The 16588-nt window shown below is 60.9% G+C and carries 14 protein-coding genes; 8 read left to right on the top strand and 6 right to left on the bottom strand.

From position 1 onward, the window contains the following. Positions 1–15 precede the first annotated feature (15 nt). From WHX55_RS18585 to WHX55_RS18575, 3 genes are all read left to right on the top strand, one after another. On the top strand, positions 16–1098 hold the full coding sequence (locus WHX55_RS18585) for a Zn-dependent alcohol dehydrogenase (RefSeq protein WP_151214382.1): 1083 nt from the start codon (positions 16–18) through the stop codon (positions 1096–1098). 144 nt (positions 1099–1242) lie between these two features. Next, complete coding sequence (locus WHX55_RS18580) at positions 1243–2436, top strand: acyl-CoA dehydrogenase family protein (protein WP_353741009.1); 1194 nt, start codon at positions 1243–1245, stop codon at positions 2434–2436. A 12-nt stretch (positions 2437–2448) separates the two neighbouring features. Continuing rightward, positions 2449–3591 carry an acyl-CoA dehydrogenase gene (locus WHX55_RS18575; RefSeq protein WP_151214380.1) on the top strand — a complete coding sequence of 381 codons (1143 nt, stop codon included), beginning with the start codon at positions 2449–2451 and terminating at the stop codon, positions 3589–3591. Between the two features lie 28 nt (positions 3592–3619). On the opposite strand, the gene WHX55_RS18570 is transcribed toward WHX55_RS18575, so the two are convergent. After that, complete coding sequence (locus tag WHX55_RS18570) at positions 3620–4252, bottom strand: dihydrofolate reductase family protein (protein ID WP_353741008.1); 633 nt, start codon at positions 4250–4252, stop codon at positions 3620–3622. Positions 4253–4486: 234 nt separating this feature from the next. On the opposite strand from WHX55_RS18570, the gene WHX55_RS18565 reads away from it, so the two are divergent. The 5 genes from WHX55_RS18565 (at position 4487) to WHX55_RS18545 (ending at position 9310) form a co-directional block, all read left to right on the top strand. Beyond that, positions 4487–5059, top strand: a complete 573-nt coding sequence (locus tag WHX55_RS18565; protein WP_353741007.1) for a hypothetical protein — start codon at positions 4487–4489, stop codon at positions 5057–5059. Between the two features lie 219 nt (positions 5060–5278). After that, a complete protein-coding gene (locus WHX55_RS18560; RefSeq protein ID WP_353741006.1) occupies positions 5279–6121 on the top strand; it encodes a DUF6502 family protein in 843 nt (280 codons plus the stop codon). Beyond that, the gene (locus tag WHX55_RS18555; protein WP_353741005.1) at positions 6118–7731 is read left to right on the top strand and encodes a DUF5666 domain-containing protein; all 1614 of its coding nucleotides are present in this window, start codon (positions 6118–6120) and stop codon (positions 7729–7731) included. The genes WHX55_RS18560 and WHX55_RS18555 overlap by 4 nt, the downstream gene beginning before the upstream one ends. 102 nt (positions 7732–7833) lie before the next feature. Then, complete coding sequence (locus WHX55_RS18550; protein ID WP_150758726.1) at positions 7834–8583, top strand: hypothetical protein; 750 nt, start codon at positions 7834–7836, stop codon at positions 8581–8583. A 349-nt stretch (positions 8584–8932) separates the two neighbouring features. After that, the gene (locus WHX55_RS18545) at positions 8933–9310 is read left to right on the top strand and encodes a hypothetical protein (RefSeq protein ID WP_353741004.1); all 378 of its coding nucleotides are present in this window, start codon (positions 8933–8935) and stop codon (positions 9308–9310) included. Here the strand turns inward: WHX55_RS18545 and WHX55_RS18540 are convergent. The 5 genes from WHX55_RS18540 to WHX55_RS18520 all read right to left on the bottom strand — a co-directional run bounded on the left by WHX55_RS18540 (position 9199) and on the right by WHX55_RS18520 (position 16535). Then, a complete protein-coding gene (locus tag WHX55_RS18540) occupies positions 9199–10020 on the bottom strand; it encodes a hypothetical protein (protein ID WP_353741003.1) in 822 nt (273 codons plus the stop codon). The two genes, WHX55_RS18545 and WHX55_RS18540, sit on opposite strands and share 112 nt — an antisense overlap. Positions 10021–10295: 275 nt before the next feature. Further along, positions 10296–10646 (bottom strand): copper-binding protein, encoded by a 351-nt coding sequence (locus WHX55_RS18535; protein ID WP_150725475.1) that lies wholly within the window; start codon positions 10644–10646, stop codon positions 10296–10298. After that, positions 10643–13801 carry an efflux RND transporter permease subunit gene (locus WHX55_RS18530; RefSeq protein ID WP_353741002.1) on the bottom strand — a complete coding sequence of 1053 codons (3159 nt, stop codon included), beginning with the start codon at positions 13799–13801 and terminating at the stop codon, positions 10643–10645. Before WHX55_RS18530 ends, WHX55_RS18535 begins: the two co-directional genes overlap by 4 nt. Then, positions 13798–15282, bottom strand: coding sequence for an efflux RND transporter periplasmic adaptor subunit (locus tag WHX55_RS18525; RefSeq protein ID WP_353741001.1), 1485 nt, complete (start codon positions 15280–15282; stop codon positions 13798–13800). The genes WHX55_RS18530 and WHX55_RS18525 overlap by 4 nt, the downstream gene beginning before the upstream one ends. Further along, positions 15279–16535, bottom strand: a complete 1257-nt coding sequence (locus WHX55_RS18520; RefSeq protein ID WP_353741000.1) for a TolC family protein — start codon at positions 16533–16535, stop codon at positions 15279–15281. The genes WHX55_RS18525 and WHX55_RS18520 overlap by 4 nt, the downstream gene beginning before the upstream one ends. Positions 16536–16588 lie beyond the last annotated feature (53 nt).

The raw sequence follows: 16588 nt of genomic DNA, 5'->3' as shown, positions 1-16588 counted from the left end.
GTTGAGAGAACTGCCATGAAAGCTGCCGTATTCCATCAGGTTGGAGCCCCGCTGGTCATCGAAGAGGTGGGCATCAGCAAACCGGGTCCGCGCGAAGTGTTGATCCGCACCAAAGCCGTGGGTGTGTGCCACTCGGACTTGCATGTCATCGACGGCTCGTTTCCGTATCCCGGCCCGATGGTGTTGGGTCATGAAGCCGCCGGTGTGGTCGAACAGGTCGGCTCCGAAGTGCGTTCGGTCAAGCCCGGCGATCATGTGGTGACCTGCCTGACGGTGTTCTGCGGTCATTGCGAACACTGTGTGACCGGCCATCTGGCGCGCTGCGTGTCGCCGGAAACCAAGCGCGACAAGGACGAAGAGCCGCGCCTGACCTACGTGCACAAACCGATGCCGCAATTCGTCAACCTGTCCGGGTTCGCCGAGCAGATGCTGGTGCACGAAAACGCCTGCGTGGCGATCCGCCGCGACATGCCGCTGGACCGCGCCGCCTTGCTCGGTTGCGCGGTGACTACCGGCACCGGCGCGGTGTTCAACACCGCCAAGGTGCGGCCGGGGGAGACGGTGGCCGTGATCGGTTGCGGCGGTATCGGTCTGGCCGCGATCAACGGCGCGGCGCTGGCCGGGGCAGGGCGGATCATTGCCATCGACATGCTCGACTCGAAGCTGGAACTGGCCAGGCAGTTCGGCGCCACCGATGTGATCAACGGCCGGGACGGCGATGCCGCCAAGCGAGTGATGGAGTTGACTCGCGGCGGTGTGCACCACGCTTTCGAATGCATCGGCCTCAAGCAGACCGCCGAGCAGGCGTTCGCCATGTTGGCTCGCGGCGGCACCGCCACGGTGATCGGCATGCTCAAGCCGGGCCTGAAAATCGAACTCGACCCGTTGCAATTGCTCCACGAACGGCGCATCCAGGGCTCGCTGATGGGCTCCAACCGCTTCCCGGTCGACATGCCGCGCCTGGTGGATTTCTACATGTCCGGCAAGCTCAAGCTCGACGAGATGATTTCCCAGCGCATCCGTCTGGACCAGATCAACGAGGCGTTCGAAGAACTGCGTCGCGGTGAGCTGGCGCGTTCGGTGATCGTTTTCGAATAAACACTGTATTGACCCCTGTAGGAGCGAGCCTGCTCGCGATGGCGGTGGGCCATTCAGCACATATGTTGAATGTGAAGACGCTATCGCGAGCAGGCTCGCTCCTACAGGGATTGTGTGTTGCCCAGATGGTTTTGGAGTGGATGGATGGACATTGAATTTTCCCCACAGGAACAGGCCTTTCGCCAGGAAGTCCGGGCTTTCTTGCGCGACCATTTGCCTGGCGAACTGTCCGAGCGAATCTCGTTGGGCAAACGCCTGAGCAAAGCGCATCAGGTGCAATGGATGCAGATTCTCGACCGCCAGGGCTGGCTCGCGCCGGGGTGGCCGGTCGAGTTCGGCGGCACCGGCTGGAGTGCCGTGCAGAAGCATATTTTCGACGAAGAATGCTTTGCCGCGGGCGCACCGAAAGTGGTGTCGTTCGGCCTGAAAATGGTCGCCCCGGTGATCATCAAGTTCGGCACCGCCGAGCAGAAAGCACACTTCCTTCCCCGGATTCTTTCCTGTGAGGACTGGTGGTGCCAGGGCTACTCCGAACCCGGGGCCGGCTCTGATTTGTCGTCGCTGAAAACCCGCGCGGTGCGCGAGGGCGATCACTACGTGGTCAACGGCCAGAAGACCTGGACCACCTTGGCGCACTTTGCCGACTGGATGTTCTGCCTGGTGCGTACCGACCCCGAGGCCCGTAAGCAACGAGGCATTTCGTTCCTGCTGATCGACATGAAAACCCCGGGCATCACGGTGCGGCCGATCATCACCCTGGACGGCGAACATGAAGTCAACGAGGTGTTCTTCGACAATGTGCGGGTGCCGGTGGCGAATCTGGTCGGGCAAGAGAATGAGGGCTGGACCTGCGCCAAGTACTTGCTGACCCACGAACGCACCAGCATCGGCGGGATCGCGCAGAACAAGGCATTGCTCACCCGGCTCAAGCGCATTGCCAGCCAGGAAGTGCGTGACGGTCGGCCGCTGATCGAAGATCCGTTGTTCCGCGCGCAGATCGCCGAAGTCGACATGCAATTGATGGCGGCCGAAATGAGCAACCTGCGCACGTTGGCGGCGACACAAAACGGCGATGTACCCGGTGCCGAAAGCTCGTTCCTGAAGATCAGGGGCACCGAGATTCGGCAGGCCATCACCTACCTGATCAGTAAGGCCGTGGGGCCGTACGCGTTGCCGTTCATTGAAGATGAACTGGGTTATGGCAGCGAACCGTTGCTCTACACCGACTACAGCAGCGCGGCCACCTACCAGTACCTGGATGCGCGCAAGGCCTCGATCTATGGCGGCGCCAATGAAATCCAGAAGAACATCATCGCGAAAATGATCCTCGAACTCTAAGGCGCCACGACCATGGATTTCAAACTGACAGAAGAGCAGCTGATGCTGCAGGAAACCGCCGCGCGCCTGGTGCGTGACGTTTATGGTTTTGAGCATCGCGAGCAGTACCGCCAGAGCAGGCAGGGTTTCAGCGGTCCGTTCATGCAGCAACTGGGTGAACTCGGACTGTGCGCCGCGCCCTTTGCCGAAGCCTATGGCGGCTATGGTGGCAGCGGTGTGGAGAACATGCTGATCATGACCGAACTGGGCCGGGGCCTGTGCCTGGAGCCTTTCCTGCATTCGGTGATTTTCGCCGGCGGCCTGGTCGACCAGTTGGGCAACGCTGCCCAGAAAGACACGCTGTTGCCGCAAGTCGGCAGCGCCGGCCTGCAACTGGCCGTGGCCCTCGATGAGCCGCAGAGTCACTACCAGCTGCACGACGTTCAGACCATCGCCGAGCCAGTCAGCGGCGGCTGGAAACTCAATGGCCGCAAGTCGGTGATTATCGGCGGTCAGAGCGCCGGGCTGATTCTGGTGTCGGCGCGCACCAGTGGCGGTGTTCGGGACGAGAAGGGCATCACTCTGTTCCTGGTCGACCCGCAAGACAGCGGCGTCAGTCGACGCACCTTCGACACCCTGGACGGGCGGATGGGCTGCGAGCTGTACCTTGAAGACGTGTTCGTCAAAAGCAGTGCGGTGCTCGGCGAAGTGGGGCAGTCCTTGCCGGCGCTGCGTTACCAGCAAGGTCGTTGCATCGCCGCGCAATGCGCTGAAGCCGTGGGCAGCATGGAAGCGGCGTGCGCCTTGACCCTCGATTACCTGAAAACCCGCCAGCAGTTCGGTCAGCCCATCGGCAAGTTCCAGGTGCTGCAACACCGCATGGTGGATATGCGCATCGAGCTGGACCAGGCCACCTCGATGACCCTGCTCGCCGCTTGCGTGGGCGATCAGGCCGACAGTGACGAGCGCAGCCGCGTCCTGGCCGCCGCCAAGTTTATCGTCAGCCGCGCCAGCCGCTTTGTCGCGGACCAGAGCATCCAGTTGCACGGCGGTATCGGCCTGACCTGGGAATACATGTTGTCGCACCATGCCAAGCATCTGCTGATGGTGGCGCGCCAGTTCGGCGACGACGATCACCATTTGCAGGCTTACGCGAAGTTGATGCCGGTGGCGTGAGGCATACCCCAACCGAGAGAGACGGTGGCTATCGCTGCCTGACGCCCTCGAACGAACCTGTGCGCACCTCGCCGCTGCGGATGTAGCGGGCGATCAGCACACCCCCGGGTGAGCTGATCGAATTCACCAGGGTGAAGGCCGACGCCTGTGCGTTGTCGTCGAACAGGCGCTTGCCGCGCCCCAGCAGGATGGGGTGAATCATCAGCCGCAACTCGTCCACCAGGCCGGCGGCAAGCAGTTGGCGTACCAGATCGCCGCTGCCCTGGGTCAGTAGCTGAGGACCGTCCTGGCGTTTAAGCGCGCTGATCGCGTCGACCAGGTTGCCTTCCAGCGCATGACTGTTGTGCCAGGCCAGCGAGTTGGCGCGATGGGTGGCCACATGTTTGGGGACGGCGTTGAACAGGTCAGCGATGGTGTGGTGGGTTGAGTCGGCCTGAATGTGCGGCCAATAGGCGGCGAAGATGTCGTAGGTACGACGTCCCAGCAGCAACTCGAATGGCTGCGAGAACAGGTCCTGGACGGCCTGGCCGGTGGTTTTGTCGGCGTAGGGCACGATCCAGCCACCGAAGCGGAATCCGCCACTGCAATCCTCCTCAGGCCCGCCGGGCGCTTGCATGACGCCGTCCAGACTCACGAATGCGGCAACGGTCAGTGTGCGCATGCTGTTCTCCTGGTTGATCCTGATTACAGAGTTTGAGTAGGGAAGTCTGCGATCCCCTTGAGGCCGTTCCCTGAAAGATAGTCGTTTCCATGTGCGACGAAAGTCATATGGCGGTCTGTGCTGGCGAATGTTAGAGAACGTTAATCTTGAAAGTGCAATTGCAAATTTGTATCATTCGTTTTCACTTCAGCGAAGCAGGGAACGCAGCGCCAAAACAATAATAAGGTCAAGGCAATGCTCAAAATGCTTCTCGTGTACGGTCATCTGCTCGCTACGTGTATTGCCCTGGGGAGGGTGTTGCAGGCGGATCACAAGCTTTGGAGTTGGCGCAAGGAAATACTGGACCAGGCGAGGCTTGAATACCTCGATGAAACCCAGAAGATTGTCAGCCTTGCCCTGCTGGCCCTTTGGGCAAGCGGACTGTTGCTGGTGCTACAGGGTTATCTCAATGAAGGCGACGCGTATCTGCTCAATCAGAAACTCTGGGCCAAGGTGACGGTCGTCGCGCTGCTGAGCCTCAACGGTGCACTCTTGCATCGAATCGGCTTCCCGCTGCTGCAAAAGGCTCCATTCGTCGCACTGCGCAGTGCAGGCCGCACGCGGCTCGCCTTGTTGGGTGCGCTTTCCATGAGCGGTTGGCTATTCGCCGCTTTCCTGGGGGTGGCTCGAGCCTGGAATCACGTGTTGCCTTATCTGCATGTGATGGGCGCATTCGCCGCATTCTCGTTACTGGCCTGTTGCGTGGCACTGGTCGTCGCCGGCAGGGCGGGCAGTGTCGGTGCGCAAAAAACCTCGGTACCGGGGTAGCGATCAACAGACTGTATTTCACATCTGTAAACCCGAACTAACTTCATTGCGCGGGAAAAATTCCCGCGCATAAAATTCAGGCGATGCTGTAAGTCTGACGGATTGCTCCCGTGCTATTCAGGGATTGCAACGCGTATTGCGTTGGCACTGCTCGCGGGAAATTCATGGGATTATTTCCCACGCAGCTATACTGGGGTTGTCTACCCAGGAATTCGCTGAATGCAATCGTCCACGCTGCCTACTTCGCTCCTCAAAGCCTTGCGGCATGTCATGCAGCCGCTGGTGCGCCTGATGCTGCGCAAAGGCGTCACCTACCTGGTGTTTGCCGACCTGCTCAAGGAGGTTTTCGTCGAAGTGGCGGACCGTGAGTTCCGCTTGGGCGAGAAGGCACCGACCGACAGCCGCATCAGCCTGCTCACCGGCGTGCATCGCAAGGATGTACGGCGCTTGCGCAATACCAGCGACCCGGCTGCTTCCACGCTTCCGGAAAACATCACGTTCGGTGCGCAACTGGTCAACGCCTGGGCCAAGGCGCCCTTTTGCAACGACGCCGGCCAGCCGCTGCCACTGCCTCGATTGGCCAGTGTCGGCGGCGACCGCTCCTTTGACGCCTTGGTGGCGCAGGTCAGTACGGATATCAGGGCGCGGGTGGTATTGGACGAGTGGCTGCGCCTGGGGGTCGTGCGCCTTGACGAACAAGAGCGCGTTCACCTTGAAGCCCAGGCCTTCGTGCCACAAAAGGGCTTCGATGAGAAAACCGCTTACCTGGGGCATAACCTGCACGATCATGCCTGCGCTGCGGTACACAATCTGAGCAGCGAAGCCCCGGCCTTTTTTGAACGCAGCGTGCACTATGACGCACTGGCCCCGATGAGCGTCGAGGCGTTGCGCGAGGCCGTGGCCAGCGAGGGAATGCAGGCCCTGTTGAGCTTCAACCGACTCGCCGCCGAACTGGAATTCCGGGACCTGCCCAGCCTTGAACCACGCCAACGCATCACGGTCGGCTTGTACTTCTACACTGAAGCTACCGATACCCATTCGCCAAAAGCCCCTGAACCATGACCGTCAAATTGCGCCTGATTCGTGCAGTCGCCCTCGTTCTGGGCCTCGCGCTTCCGATTGTGTTGCAAGCCGCCCCGGCCTGTGTCAGCCAGAATGACGCGGGCACCAGCGAAGTGCCGGTCATTCAGGCGCCGGGAGGCACCGGCGGCACGGGCGCAGCGCCTGGCGGCATGGGCGGTACCGGCATCGACACCGACAACGGTGGAGTCGGTGGTACCGGCGCACCGCTGAAAAAACGCCCTGGCGGCATTGGCGGCACCGGTGCCGTTGCAGGTGGAGTGGGTGGCACGGGTATCAGCGACGATAACGGAGGAATCGGTGGCACCGGGATTGTCGGCACCATCACCGGGTTTGCCTCGATCTGCGTCAATGGCGTGGAAGTGCACTTCAACAACAACGTTCCTGTCAGCGAGAACGGCATTGCCAGCTCCAGTACCCGCCTGGCGGTAGGCCAAGTGGTTGCCGTGGAAGCGTTCAACTCCCGGCGAGGGCTGGAAGCCGGGCGCATTTCTATCCTGCACGCCTACGAAGGCCCTTTGACAGCCCTGCCGCGCGATTCCATGCCCATGCGCGTCATGGGGCAACCAGTACGCCTGGCCAACGGTGCCCAGGTCGCTGCCGGTCTGCGTCCGGGTGATCCCGTACGGGTCAGCGGGCTGCGCGATGCTCGTGGCGAAGTGGTGGCCAGTCGCATCGACCGGGCGCCCGGCCTCAAGGAGGCCAGTGCCATCGGCTCGGTGGATCGCAGCGGCTATCTCCAGGGGCTCAAACTCAGCAATCACTCAGGTGCGGCGCAGGAAATGTTGGTGCGCGGCCACTGGTCCGGTCGCGAGCTGGACGTGAGCCAAAGCCGCCCCGACCCGAGCCTGCCTTTCATTGGCCGGGCACACAATGCGGTGATCGAGGGCCTGATACAGGGCCGGCAGGACCGCCATTTGGTGGTGGGCGGCTTTAATGTGACGCTGGCGCGCGACACTGTGTTTGTCGGTGTGCAGGCTTCGCAGCTGACGCTGGATCGACGTGTGCGGATCAACGGCGTGTTCACCGGCGCGCGGGACGTGCAGGCAACGCGTATCGAATTGCCCCGCGAGCGCTCCGATTCGCCAGCCAGCAACCGGCACGGACGACTCGGCACCAGCGAGCAAGACACCGACGACTCAAGTGGCTCGGGCAACTCGAGCGGCTCCGACAGCCCTGACAGTTCCGACAACTCCGGCAATTCCGGCAGTTCAGGGAACTCGGGCAGTGACAGGAGCGGCCGCTCCGAGGGCGCAGGCAACGTCATCGACGATACTCGCCACGGGGGCAGTGACAGTCATGGCGGTGGCGACAAGATAGAACGCGTGGACGTGGACAAGTCCGGCAAGTCAGAGCGTATCGAGAAGGTCGAGCAATCCGGCAAAGCCGAGAAAGTGGAGAGGGTAGAGAGGGTAGAGAAAGTCGAAAAGGTCGAACGTCCGGAGAAAGTCGAGAAAGTTGATCGGCCAGAGAAGGTAGAGAAGATTGATCGGCCAGAAAAAGTCGAGAAGGTAGAAAAAGTGGAAAAAGTGGAAAAAGTCGAGAAGGTTGAGCCGGTTGAAAAAGTCGATCGCTCTGGCAAGTCGGGTTAAGCAGTGCAGCCATGATGCACTTGCGTCATAAGTAACTAGGCTGGGTAAGTCACGCAACAAAACCTGCGTGTGAACTTCGATGACGCCAGAGACGAGGTGAACATGGACCCCAAGCGCATCCTGCTCGTCGGTTGGCTTGCCAGCCTGGCCTTGCCGGTCTTGGCCGATACCTTCACGACCTCGATCGGAGCCGACTACTCGCGGGGCGACTATGGCACCGGTACGACTTCCGAAACCTGGTACGTCCCGCTGGTGGGCAGATACGAAACCGGTCCCATGACCTACAAGCTCACCGTGCCTTGGCTGCGCATCACCAATCCTTCGGTCGGCCCTGACGGCGAGCCGTTGCCCGGCGGCTGCGGCAAAGTGGAAAGCGGTTTGGGCGACACCGTCGCCGGTGCTGGCTATGCCGTGCTTGACGGCAGCGTTGGCGGGCTGTTCGTGGACCTGATCGGCAAGGTCAAGTTGCCCACCGCCGACGAAGACGAGTGTCTGGGCACCGGCAAAACCGACTATTCCGCCCAGGTCGATGTCGCCAAAGCCTTCGGCCCTGTGACCGGGTTTGCGACCCTGGGCTGGAAAAAGTTCGGCGACCCGTCGGGCTCCGACTTCGACAACCCGATATTCGCCGGCCTGGGCTTCGCCATGCCGGTGTTCGCGCGCACCACGGCGGGCGTGTCCTACGACTGGCGACAGAAGGTCGTTTCCACGGGCGACCAGATCAAGGAACTCACCCTCTTTCTCACGCACAAGCTCAATCAGAACTGGAAGATTCAGTTGTATGCCGTCAAGGGGTTTTCCGACGCCAGCCCGGATAGCGAGGCTGGACTGTTGCTTGGCCACGGTTTCTGATACCCGGCCGTTGCCTGATATTTGGTCGTTGACACTTGGGCTGATAGGGCTAATCTGAATATGTGGGAATATTTCCCACGCTAAAATGCTAGCTGGCTCTGAGGGATCGTACGGAAACCGCGGTGGCTCGTTATTGCTGCAGATTTATGGCCGTGCCGGTTGGCTGGCCGCTCCAATGGGCGGCCGCGAACTCACTGGACATTGCGTTCAATACGGAGGTGACAACGCAACTCCAAGAGGAGGTGCATCATGCTGCTCAAGAAATGTTTGTTGGCTCTGGCAATAGGCGGGGTCCTGTCGGCATCGACTGTCCTGGTGCCCGATTACATCGGTAGTTTCTCCAGCGTGTATGCCAAAGATGGCGGCAGCGGCGGTGGTGGTAGCGGCGGAGGCGGTGGAGGTCACGGCGGTGGCGGTGGCGGCGGCTCCGGAGGTGGTGGTAACGGTGGTGGCGGTGGCTCCGGAGGCGGTGGTCACGGTGGTGGCGGTGGCTCCGGAGGTGGTGGTCACGGCGGTGGCGGCGGTTCCGGAGGTGGTGGTGACGGCGGAGGTGGCCACGGCGGCAGTGGAGGCGGTGGCTCCGGTAGTGGAGGTGGTGGCTCCGGTAGTGGAGGCTCAGGAGGCGGCGGTCACGGTGGTGACGGCGGTGGCGGTCATGGTGCAGCAGGCCATGGTGGTGACGGTAATGGAGGCTCTGGGCGCGGCGACGCTGACCATGGTGGTGTAGCCGGGAACAAAGGCCCGGGCAATGCGCATGACAACGACGATGACCATGGTGGTATGGCCGGGAATAGAGGCCCAGGCAAAGCAAAAGACAAAGACGCGCGTGACAACGACGATGACAACGACGCGGATAACGCCGCAGATGCCGCCAGGGAAGCCGCAGAAGACGCCGATGACGCTGCAAGGGAAGCCGCAGAAGACGTTGGTGACGCTGCAAGGGAAGCCGCAGAAGACGTTGGTGACGCTGCAAGGGAAGCCGCGGAAGACAGAGGCGTTGCCAGAAATGACGCTGATGTAGCCAGAGACGTGGCCAAGGCTGATGCAGATGCGGCCCGGGATGCGGCAAAAGCCGCTGCAGATACAGCCCGGGACGTCGCCAGAGCTGAGGCGGATGCAATCCGGGATGCCGCAAGAGCTGCTGGCGTACCGCGTGCAGAGGCCGATGCAGCCAGAGACGCTGCCCGGGCCGCTGCGGATGCAGCCAGGGATGCCGCGAAGGCAGACGCAGATGCCGCCAGGGACGCCGCCAAAGCCGAAGCGAACGCAGTCAGAGACGCTGCCAAAGCTGAGGCGAGAGCGGCCAGAGAGGATGTGGCGGACGCCCCGGATGCACCGGATGCGCCAGACGCCCCGGATGCACCAGACGCACCAGACGCGCCGGATTTCGACACGGTTGAGGTGCAGAACTAGGCCCGCACGTTCGGCAATGAACACGGCAGGCCTACCCGTCGATGACGTCCAGGGAGTTTGAAGGACGTATCGGCAACGAGTCGCAAGCCCTGAATAGTCGCGGGGCTTGCGACTTTTTTTCGAAGTCTGTCGCAGGTCTGAAACACTGACGAGGATGACGGAAGAAGAAGCGGAACTGGAAGGGTAAGCAATTGCCAGCCGTTCACAAAACCCGGAACCCTCCGTTTTTCCCGAACCAGCGGATTTAATGGGTTATGTCCGACACGACAAAATGTGCCGGACACTTCCACCACCGGAATTTACTTTTTAATGGACACAATCGAGGCGCTGTTACCCTCTAGCCGGAAGGAAAACGATACCCGGTCTCCAGGCATCAACCCCGACAACTGATCTTGCGTCACCGAAAAGGCCATCGTCATCGGCGGCCATTGCAGGGCGGGAACGGCGCCGTGGGAGATCGTCACCGTATGCTTCGTAGTATCGATAGCCTTGATCGTACCTTCGGCATTGGATACCGGAGCCTGTTTTGTTTCCTGCTTCATCTGCATGCCTTCCATGCCGTCCATTTTCATGCCTGGCATGTCCTGCGCGTGGGCAGAAAGTGATAGCGCGAATACGGTGCTTGCGACTGCAGTCAGGGTGAGTTTCATACGACTTTTCCTTGAGGTGTGGTGGGTACAGGCAGGAGGTGCCGGCGGCGCATCAATCGATAGGCTGCCGGAATGACAAACAGGGACAGCAAGGGTGCCGTGATCATGCCGCCGACCATGGGCGCGGCGATACGGCTCATCACCTCACTACCGGTTCCGCTGCCCAACAGAATGGGCAGCAGACCGGCAATGATCACGGCAACGGTCATGGCCTTGGGTCGAACGCGCTGCACAGCGCCTTCACGAATCGCCGCCACCAGCCCGCGTTCAGTGCGGTCACCGAGGTCTTCACGTTCGGCCCAGGCGTTTTTCAGGTAAAGCAACATAATCACGCCGAACTCGGCAGAAACACCGGCCAAGGCTATGAAACCGACCCCGGTGGCGACCGACAGGTTGAAGCCCAACAGGTAGAGAAACCATGCCCCCCCAGTCAGTGCGAATGGCAGAGTGGCCATGATCAGCAGGGCCTCATCGAATCGGGCAAAAGTCAGGTAGAGCAACACGAAGATGATCAGCAGCGTGGCAGGCACCACCAGTTTGAGCCGTGCGTTGGCCCTTTCGAGAAACTCGAACTGTCCTGAGTAGCTCAGGCTCATACCGGGCTGCAACCTGACCTGCTCATTGACGATCCGACGTAGATCGGCAACCACAGAAGCAATGTCCCTGCCGCGCACATCGATGTACACCCAGCCTGAAGGCCTTGCATTCTCGCTTTTGAGCATCGGCGGACCGTCGTTGACCTTGACCTTTGCCACAGTGCCAAGGGTGATCTGGCTCCCCAGAGGGGTGTAGATCGGCAATTGCTCCAGGGCGCCGAGCGAGTCGCGCCACTCCCGTGGGTAACGTACGTTGATCGGGAAACGCGCGAGACCTTCAATGGTCTCGCCGACGTTTTCACCACCGATGGCACCGGCCACGATGGACTGCACATCGGCGATGTTCAGCCCGTAGCGGGCGGCGGCCTTGCGGTCGATATCGACATCGATATAGCGGCCACCAGTCAGCCGCTCGGCCAGGGCCGAACTGACACCGGGTACATCCTTGGCCACTCGCTCGACCGCCTGGGTGACCGCATCGATTTCCGCCAGATTGGTGCCGGCAACCTTCACGCCGATCGGGCTCTTTATACCCGTCGCCAGCATGTCGATACGGTTGCGAATCGGTGGTATCCAGATATTCGTAAGCCCAGGGACTCGTACCACTCGATCCAGTTCTTCCGCCAACTTTTCCTGGGTCATGCCTGGACGCCATTGCTCATGTGGTTTGAACTGGATGGTGGTTTCGAACATTTCCAGCGGTGCGGGATCGGTGGCGGTTTCGGCACGACCAGCTTTACCGAAGACGTGTTCAACTTCTGGCACGGTCTTGATCAGGCGGTCAGTCTGTTGCAGTAGTTGCGCGGCTTTCTGCGCAGACAATCCCGGCAAGGCAGAAGGCATATAGAGCAGGTCGCCCTCGTCCAGCGGGGGGAGAAACTCGCCACCCAAGCGCGACATTGGCCATAGCGCACTGACGAAAACCAATAACGCCACCAGCAACGTGATCTTTGGTCGACGCAAGACCGCGTCCAGAGCCGGCTGATAGATCCGGATCAACCACCGGTTCAACGGGTTCTGTTGTTCACTGGGAATTCGCCCCCGAATCCAGTAGCCCATCAGCACCGGCACCAGGGTCACTGACAATCCCGCCGCTGCGGCCATGGCGTAGGTCTTGGTGAAAGCCAATGGGCCGAACAGTCGTCCTTCCTGAGCCTCCAGCGTGAACACCGGAATGAACGACAGGGTGATGATCAGCAAACAGAAGAAAAGCGCCGGGCCTACCTCTGCCGCTGCTTCGGTCATGACATGCCAATGACGCTCACCCTTCAGTTCCTCCCCTGGATTGGCCACGTGCCAGGCCTCAATCTTCTTGTGGGCATTCTCGATCATCACCACGGCGGCATCGACCATGGCGCCGATGGCGATGGCGATCCCGCCCAAGGACATGATGTTGGCGTTGATGCCTTGGTAGCGCATGACGATGAAGGCAATCAGCACCCCCACCGGCAGCGAAATGATCGCCACCAGCGATGAGCGCAAGTGCCAGAGAAAGATCCCGCAGACCAACGCGACGACGATGAATTCTTCGATCAGTTTGTGGCTGAGGTTTTCCACCGCGCGGTCGATCAGCTTGCTGCGGTCGTAGGTGGTGACGATTTCCACCCCGGCCGGCAGACTGCTTTTCAGTTCGTCGAGTTTGGTCTTGACCGCTGCGATGGTCTGGCGAGCGTTCTTGCCACTGCGCAAAATCACCACGCCACCGACCGTCTCGCCTTCGCCGTCGAGTTCGGTGATGCCACGGCGCATTTCCGGTCCCAGTTGAATCGTGGCGACATCGCCAAGGGTCACCGGCACACCACCCGCACCCAACTTGAGTGGAATCGCCCGAAAGTCATTGAGCGTCTTCAAGTAACCGGAAGCCCGCACGATGAACTCGGTCTCGGCCATCTCCAGCACCGCGCCTCCGGTTTCCTGGTTAGCCTTGCCGATAGCCTCGGTCACCTCGGCTTGAGTGATGCCGAGGCTGGCCAGTTTCAGCGGATCCAGCTGCACCTGGTACTGCTTGACCATCCCGCCGATCGTCGCTACCTCTGCGACGTTGGGCAGCGTCTTGAGTTCGAACTTGAGAAACCAGTCCTGAAGCGCGCGCAGTTGCGCCAGGTCGTGTCCACCACTGCGATCCACCAGTGCGTACTGGTAGATCCAGCCCACCCCCGTCGCATCGGGCCCCAACGCTGGCTTGGCGCTGGCCGGCAACCGACTCTGTACTTGGCTCAGGTACTCCAACACCCGCGAGCGAGCCCAATACAAGTCAGTGCCGTCTTCAAACAGCACGTAGACAAAGCTGTCACCGAAGAAGGAATAACCACGCACGGTCTTGGCGCCCGGCACCGAGAGCATGGTGGTGGCCAACGGATAGGTCACCTGGTTCTCGACAATCTGCGGCGCTTGTCCTGCATAAGGAGTGCGGATAATCACCTGCACATCGGATAGGTCTGGCAGCGCATCGATGGGCGTGCTCTGCACCGACCAGATCCCCCAAGCCGTGACGAACAGGGTCGCCAGTAGCACCAGGAATCGGTTGGCCACCGACCAACGAATCAGGGCGGCAATCATGGCTGGCCCCCCGATTTATCCAGGCGCTCGACACGCAAGCCATCGTCGGTCTGGCTCACCGCGACCCGAACCTTGTCACCCGCCTTGAGGCCCTGCATCAGCGCCGGACTGGCGAGTGGGAACGTCATCGTCATGCCAGGCATGCCCAGTGTCTTGAAGGGACCGTGGGCGAGCGTGACGTCTTTGTCGTTGATCTCGACGATCTGCCCATCCGCCTCATGCAAACTGGCGGCTGCTCCACTGGGTGGCGACTCTTCCTCCGTGCGAGCGACAATGCCCTTGAGACTGGCCTCGGAATCGAGGAGGAACTGGCCAGACGTAACCACCTTCTGGCCTTCTTCCAGGCCTTTCAAAATCGCCGTCTTGCCATCGCTTTCCTGCCCGGGTTGCACCTCCACCGGGCGGTAGCGGCCGGCGACTTCGGCGAGCATCACCAGGGCACGTCGGCCAGTGCGAATCACCGCTTCGCTCGGCACCCACAATACACTTTGCCCAGATGTACGATTCAGGCGGACCTGCGCCGTCAAACCTGGTCTCAGGCGTCCGTCCGGATTGGGTAACTCGACACGTACGCGAAGGGTGCGGCTGTCCGGATTGGTCTCGGGCAAAATCGCGCTGACCTTGCCATTGAGCATTGTCCCGGGGAAGGCGGGCAGTCGCGCTTCGACTGCCTGGCCCACAGTGATGGTTCCCGCCTCCGATTCCGGAACGGCCACGGCCAGCCAGACACTGCTCAAGCCATTGACGCGTGCCAGAGTCTCGCCAGCCGACACGGTCATACCCGCACGTACGTTCAACTCTTGCAGCACGCCGCTGATGGGGCTGGTGAGGGTCAGGTTCGGCTGGACTTTGCCACTGCGCTCTACCTGAGTGATCAGCGCTGCCGGCATCCCTGTGAGCCTCAGTCGCTGGCGGGCCGCAGCCAACAGGTCGGCATCACCGTTGCGCTTGAGGGCAAGAAACTCTGTCTGGGCGGCAGCCCACTCCGGCACCAGGATATCCGCCAAGGCCGCGTTGGCTTTGAGCACATCACCGGGTGCATGGGCATAGACCCGCTCCACAAAGCCAGGGGTGCGTGCCTGAATCACGGCGACATCACGTTCGTTGAACGCCAGGACACCGGTCACGTCGAGGCTGGACTCAAAATTTCCACGAGTGACAGTCGCAAAACGCAGACCGAGATTCTGGGTCAGGCCCGGATCGATACTGACGCTCGCACGGTCCCCTGTGCCGCTGGCGTACTGGGGGACCAGTTGCATGTCCATGAAAGGCGACTTGCCCGGCTTATCGAACTTTTGCTGCGGGTACATGGGGTCGTACCAATACAGAGCCTTGCGTTCGTCCGGTGAATTGAGGCTCTGCTGCGGGGCGGTACTGGGTACTCCGCTCATGCGTTGGGGAGTGAACCAGTAGCCACCGGCAACACCCAATGCCAGCGAGATGCCAACCAGCAATGCCCCGTTCCATTTTTCAAGGATCATTGGCCGGACTCCCCATAAGCAAAAAACAGACGCGCACTGGTCAGTGCTCGCTGTTCTTCCACGTCGATCTGTTTGAGTCGGGCTTCGATGAGTTCACGTCGGGCGGCAACAACGGCGTTTAAATCGCCTTTGCCGGCACGGTAGCTGGCCATGCTGAGTTCGACCTTTTCCCTGGCCAGCGGCAACAGCTTTTCCTGGTTGCGGCTTACCGCACGATTCAGGCGCTCATAGTCAGCCAGTTCGTTTTCCAGTTGCTGAGTGTGCTCGCGTGACAGGGCAACGCGCTCAGCCTCAAGCTGACTGAGTTCAGCCTGTTTGGCTGCGATTTTTGGATTTTGACGAGAGTCAGGAAACAGCGGTAGATCCCAGGAAAATTGCACACTGACCATGTCGCCAAACTCACGGCCACGGCGCTGGTAATCCAGTTCCCAGCTCCAGTCCGACTGCTTCTGCGACACGGCTTCACGAACCTGGGCTTGCGCTTCACGGGTCATCGGCGCAAACGCTGCCAACTCGGGGTGGTGTTGCAGTTTATGGGCGTAGCTTGAGGGATCGACAGGCCACTCCGGCAAGGTGCCCACAGGCTTGTCGTTGGCGGCGGAGCCAATCCAGCGTTTGAGGGCCGCTCGGGCCTGCGCTCTCTGGAGAACCAGATCGTCCTGTTGCTCCGCCAGTCGAGCCGCTTCTTGCTTGGGCGTCACCGCATCGGCGGGTTGAGCGCGGCCACCGGCAATTTGCGCCCGGACGGTGTCGGTCAGCAGGCGGTTTTCTTTGTAGAAGTCCTGGAACAGCGCATCTTTGCGCTCGACCGAGTAGCTGCTGATCCAGGCCAACGCCGTGGACTGGCGTACCTTCAGGCGTTCGACCCGACGCTCTGCCGCAGCTCGATCAACGGCCGCATCGGCGACCTCAATGCGCGCTTTGCGCTTGTCGCTGTTGGGCATCTCTTGCCTGACCCCGACCATTTGCATGGTCATGAAGTCCTGGTCGATGCTCCAGCGATCCGGGCCGCCGATGGGGTAGTTCTGCACACCTGCCAGCAACTTGGGGTCAGGTAATTCACCCGCTGGAATAGCCGCACTGCTGGCAGCCTGAATTTTGGCGTCTTGTGCGGTCAGCGACGGTGCATTGTTTTCAGCCAGCCGCAACGCTTCATCGAGTGTCAATGCGGCAGCGAAGCTCGGCAATGCCAGTACGCTTGCCGCCAGACCGGCCACGAGGGACCAACCTGTGCAATAGCACTTGGAGTTCATGTTTACGATTCCTGTGATCATCCACTGCACGCGTCAAAAGACATGCGCGCAGC

This window comes from Pseudomonas fluorescens (assembly GCF_040448305.1).
In the GTDB taxonomy this organism is placed as follows: Bacteria; Pseudomonadota; Gammaproteobacteria; order Pseudomonadales; family Pseudomonadaceae; genus Aquipseudomonas; species Aquipseudomonas fluorescens_BH.
Note: the sequence above shows the minus strand (reverse complement) of the source record. Positions and strands in the feature narration are given on the sequence as shown.

What these genes read in the sequence shown, in the direction of transcription:
- WHX55_RS18585 (WP_151214382.1), top strand. Translation starts at nt 16, where the DNA reads ATGAAAGCTGCCGTATTCCATCAGGTTGGAGCCCCGCTGGTCATCGAA.
- WHX55_RS18580 (WP_353741009.1), top strand. Translation starts at nt 1,243, where the DNA reads ATGGACATTGAATTTTCCCCACAGGAACAGGCCTTTCGCCAGGAAGTC.
- WHX55_RS18575 (WP_151214380.1), top strand. Translation starts at nt 2,449, where the DNA reads ATGGATTTCAAACTGACAGAAGAGCAGCTGATGCTGCAGGAAACCGCC.
- WHX55_RS18570 (WP_353741008.1), bottom strand. Translation starts at nt 4,252, where the DNA reads ATGCGCACACTGACCGTTGCCGCATTCGTGAGTCTGGACGGCGTCATG.
- WHX55_RS18565 (WP_353741007.1), top strand. Translation starts at nt 4,487, where the DNA reads ATGCTCAAAATGCTTCTCGTGTACGGTCATCTGCTCGCTACGTGTATT.
- WHX55_RS18560 (WP_353741006.1), top strand. Translation starts at nt 5,279, where the DNA reads ATGCAATCGTCCACGCTGCCTACTTCGCTCCTCAAAGCCTTGCGGCAT.
- WHX55_RS18555 (WP_353741005.1), top strand. Translation starts at nt 6,118, where the DNA reads ATGACCGTCAAATTGCGCCTGATTCGTGCAGTCGCCCTCGTTCTGGGC.
- WHX55_RS18550 (WP_150758726.1), top strand. Translation starts at nt 7,834, where the DNA reads ATGGACCCCAAGCGCATCCTGCTCGTCGGTTGGCTTGCCAGCCTGGCC.
- WHX55_RS18545 (WP_353741004.1), top strand. Translation starts at nt 8,933, where the DNA reads ATGCCAAAGATGGCGGCAGCGGCGGTGGTGGTAGCGGCGGAGGCGGTG.
- WHX55_RS18535 (WP_150725475.1), bottom strand. Translation starts at nt 10,646, where the DNA reads ATGAAACTCACCCTGACTGCAGTCGCAAGCACCGTATTCGCGCTATCA.
- WHX55_RS18530 (WP_353741002.1), bottom strand. Translation starts at nt 13,801, where the DNA reads ATGATTGCCGCCCTGATTCGTTGGTCGGTGGCCAACCGATTCCTGGTG.
- WHX55_RS18525 (WP_353741001.1), bottom strand. Translation starts at nt 15,282, where the DNA reads ATGATCCTTGAAAAATGGAACGGGGCATTGCTGGTTGGCATCTCGCTG.
- WHX55_RS18520 (WP_353741000.1), bottom strand. Translation starts at nt 16,535, where the DNA reads ATGAACTCCAAGTGCTATTGCACAGGTTGGTCCCTCGTGGCCGGTCTG.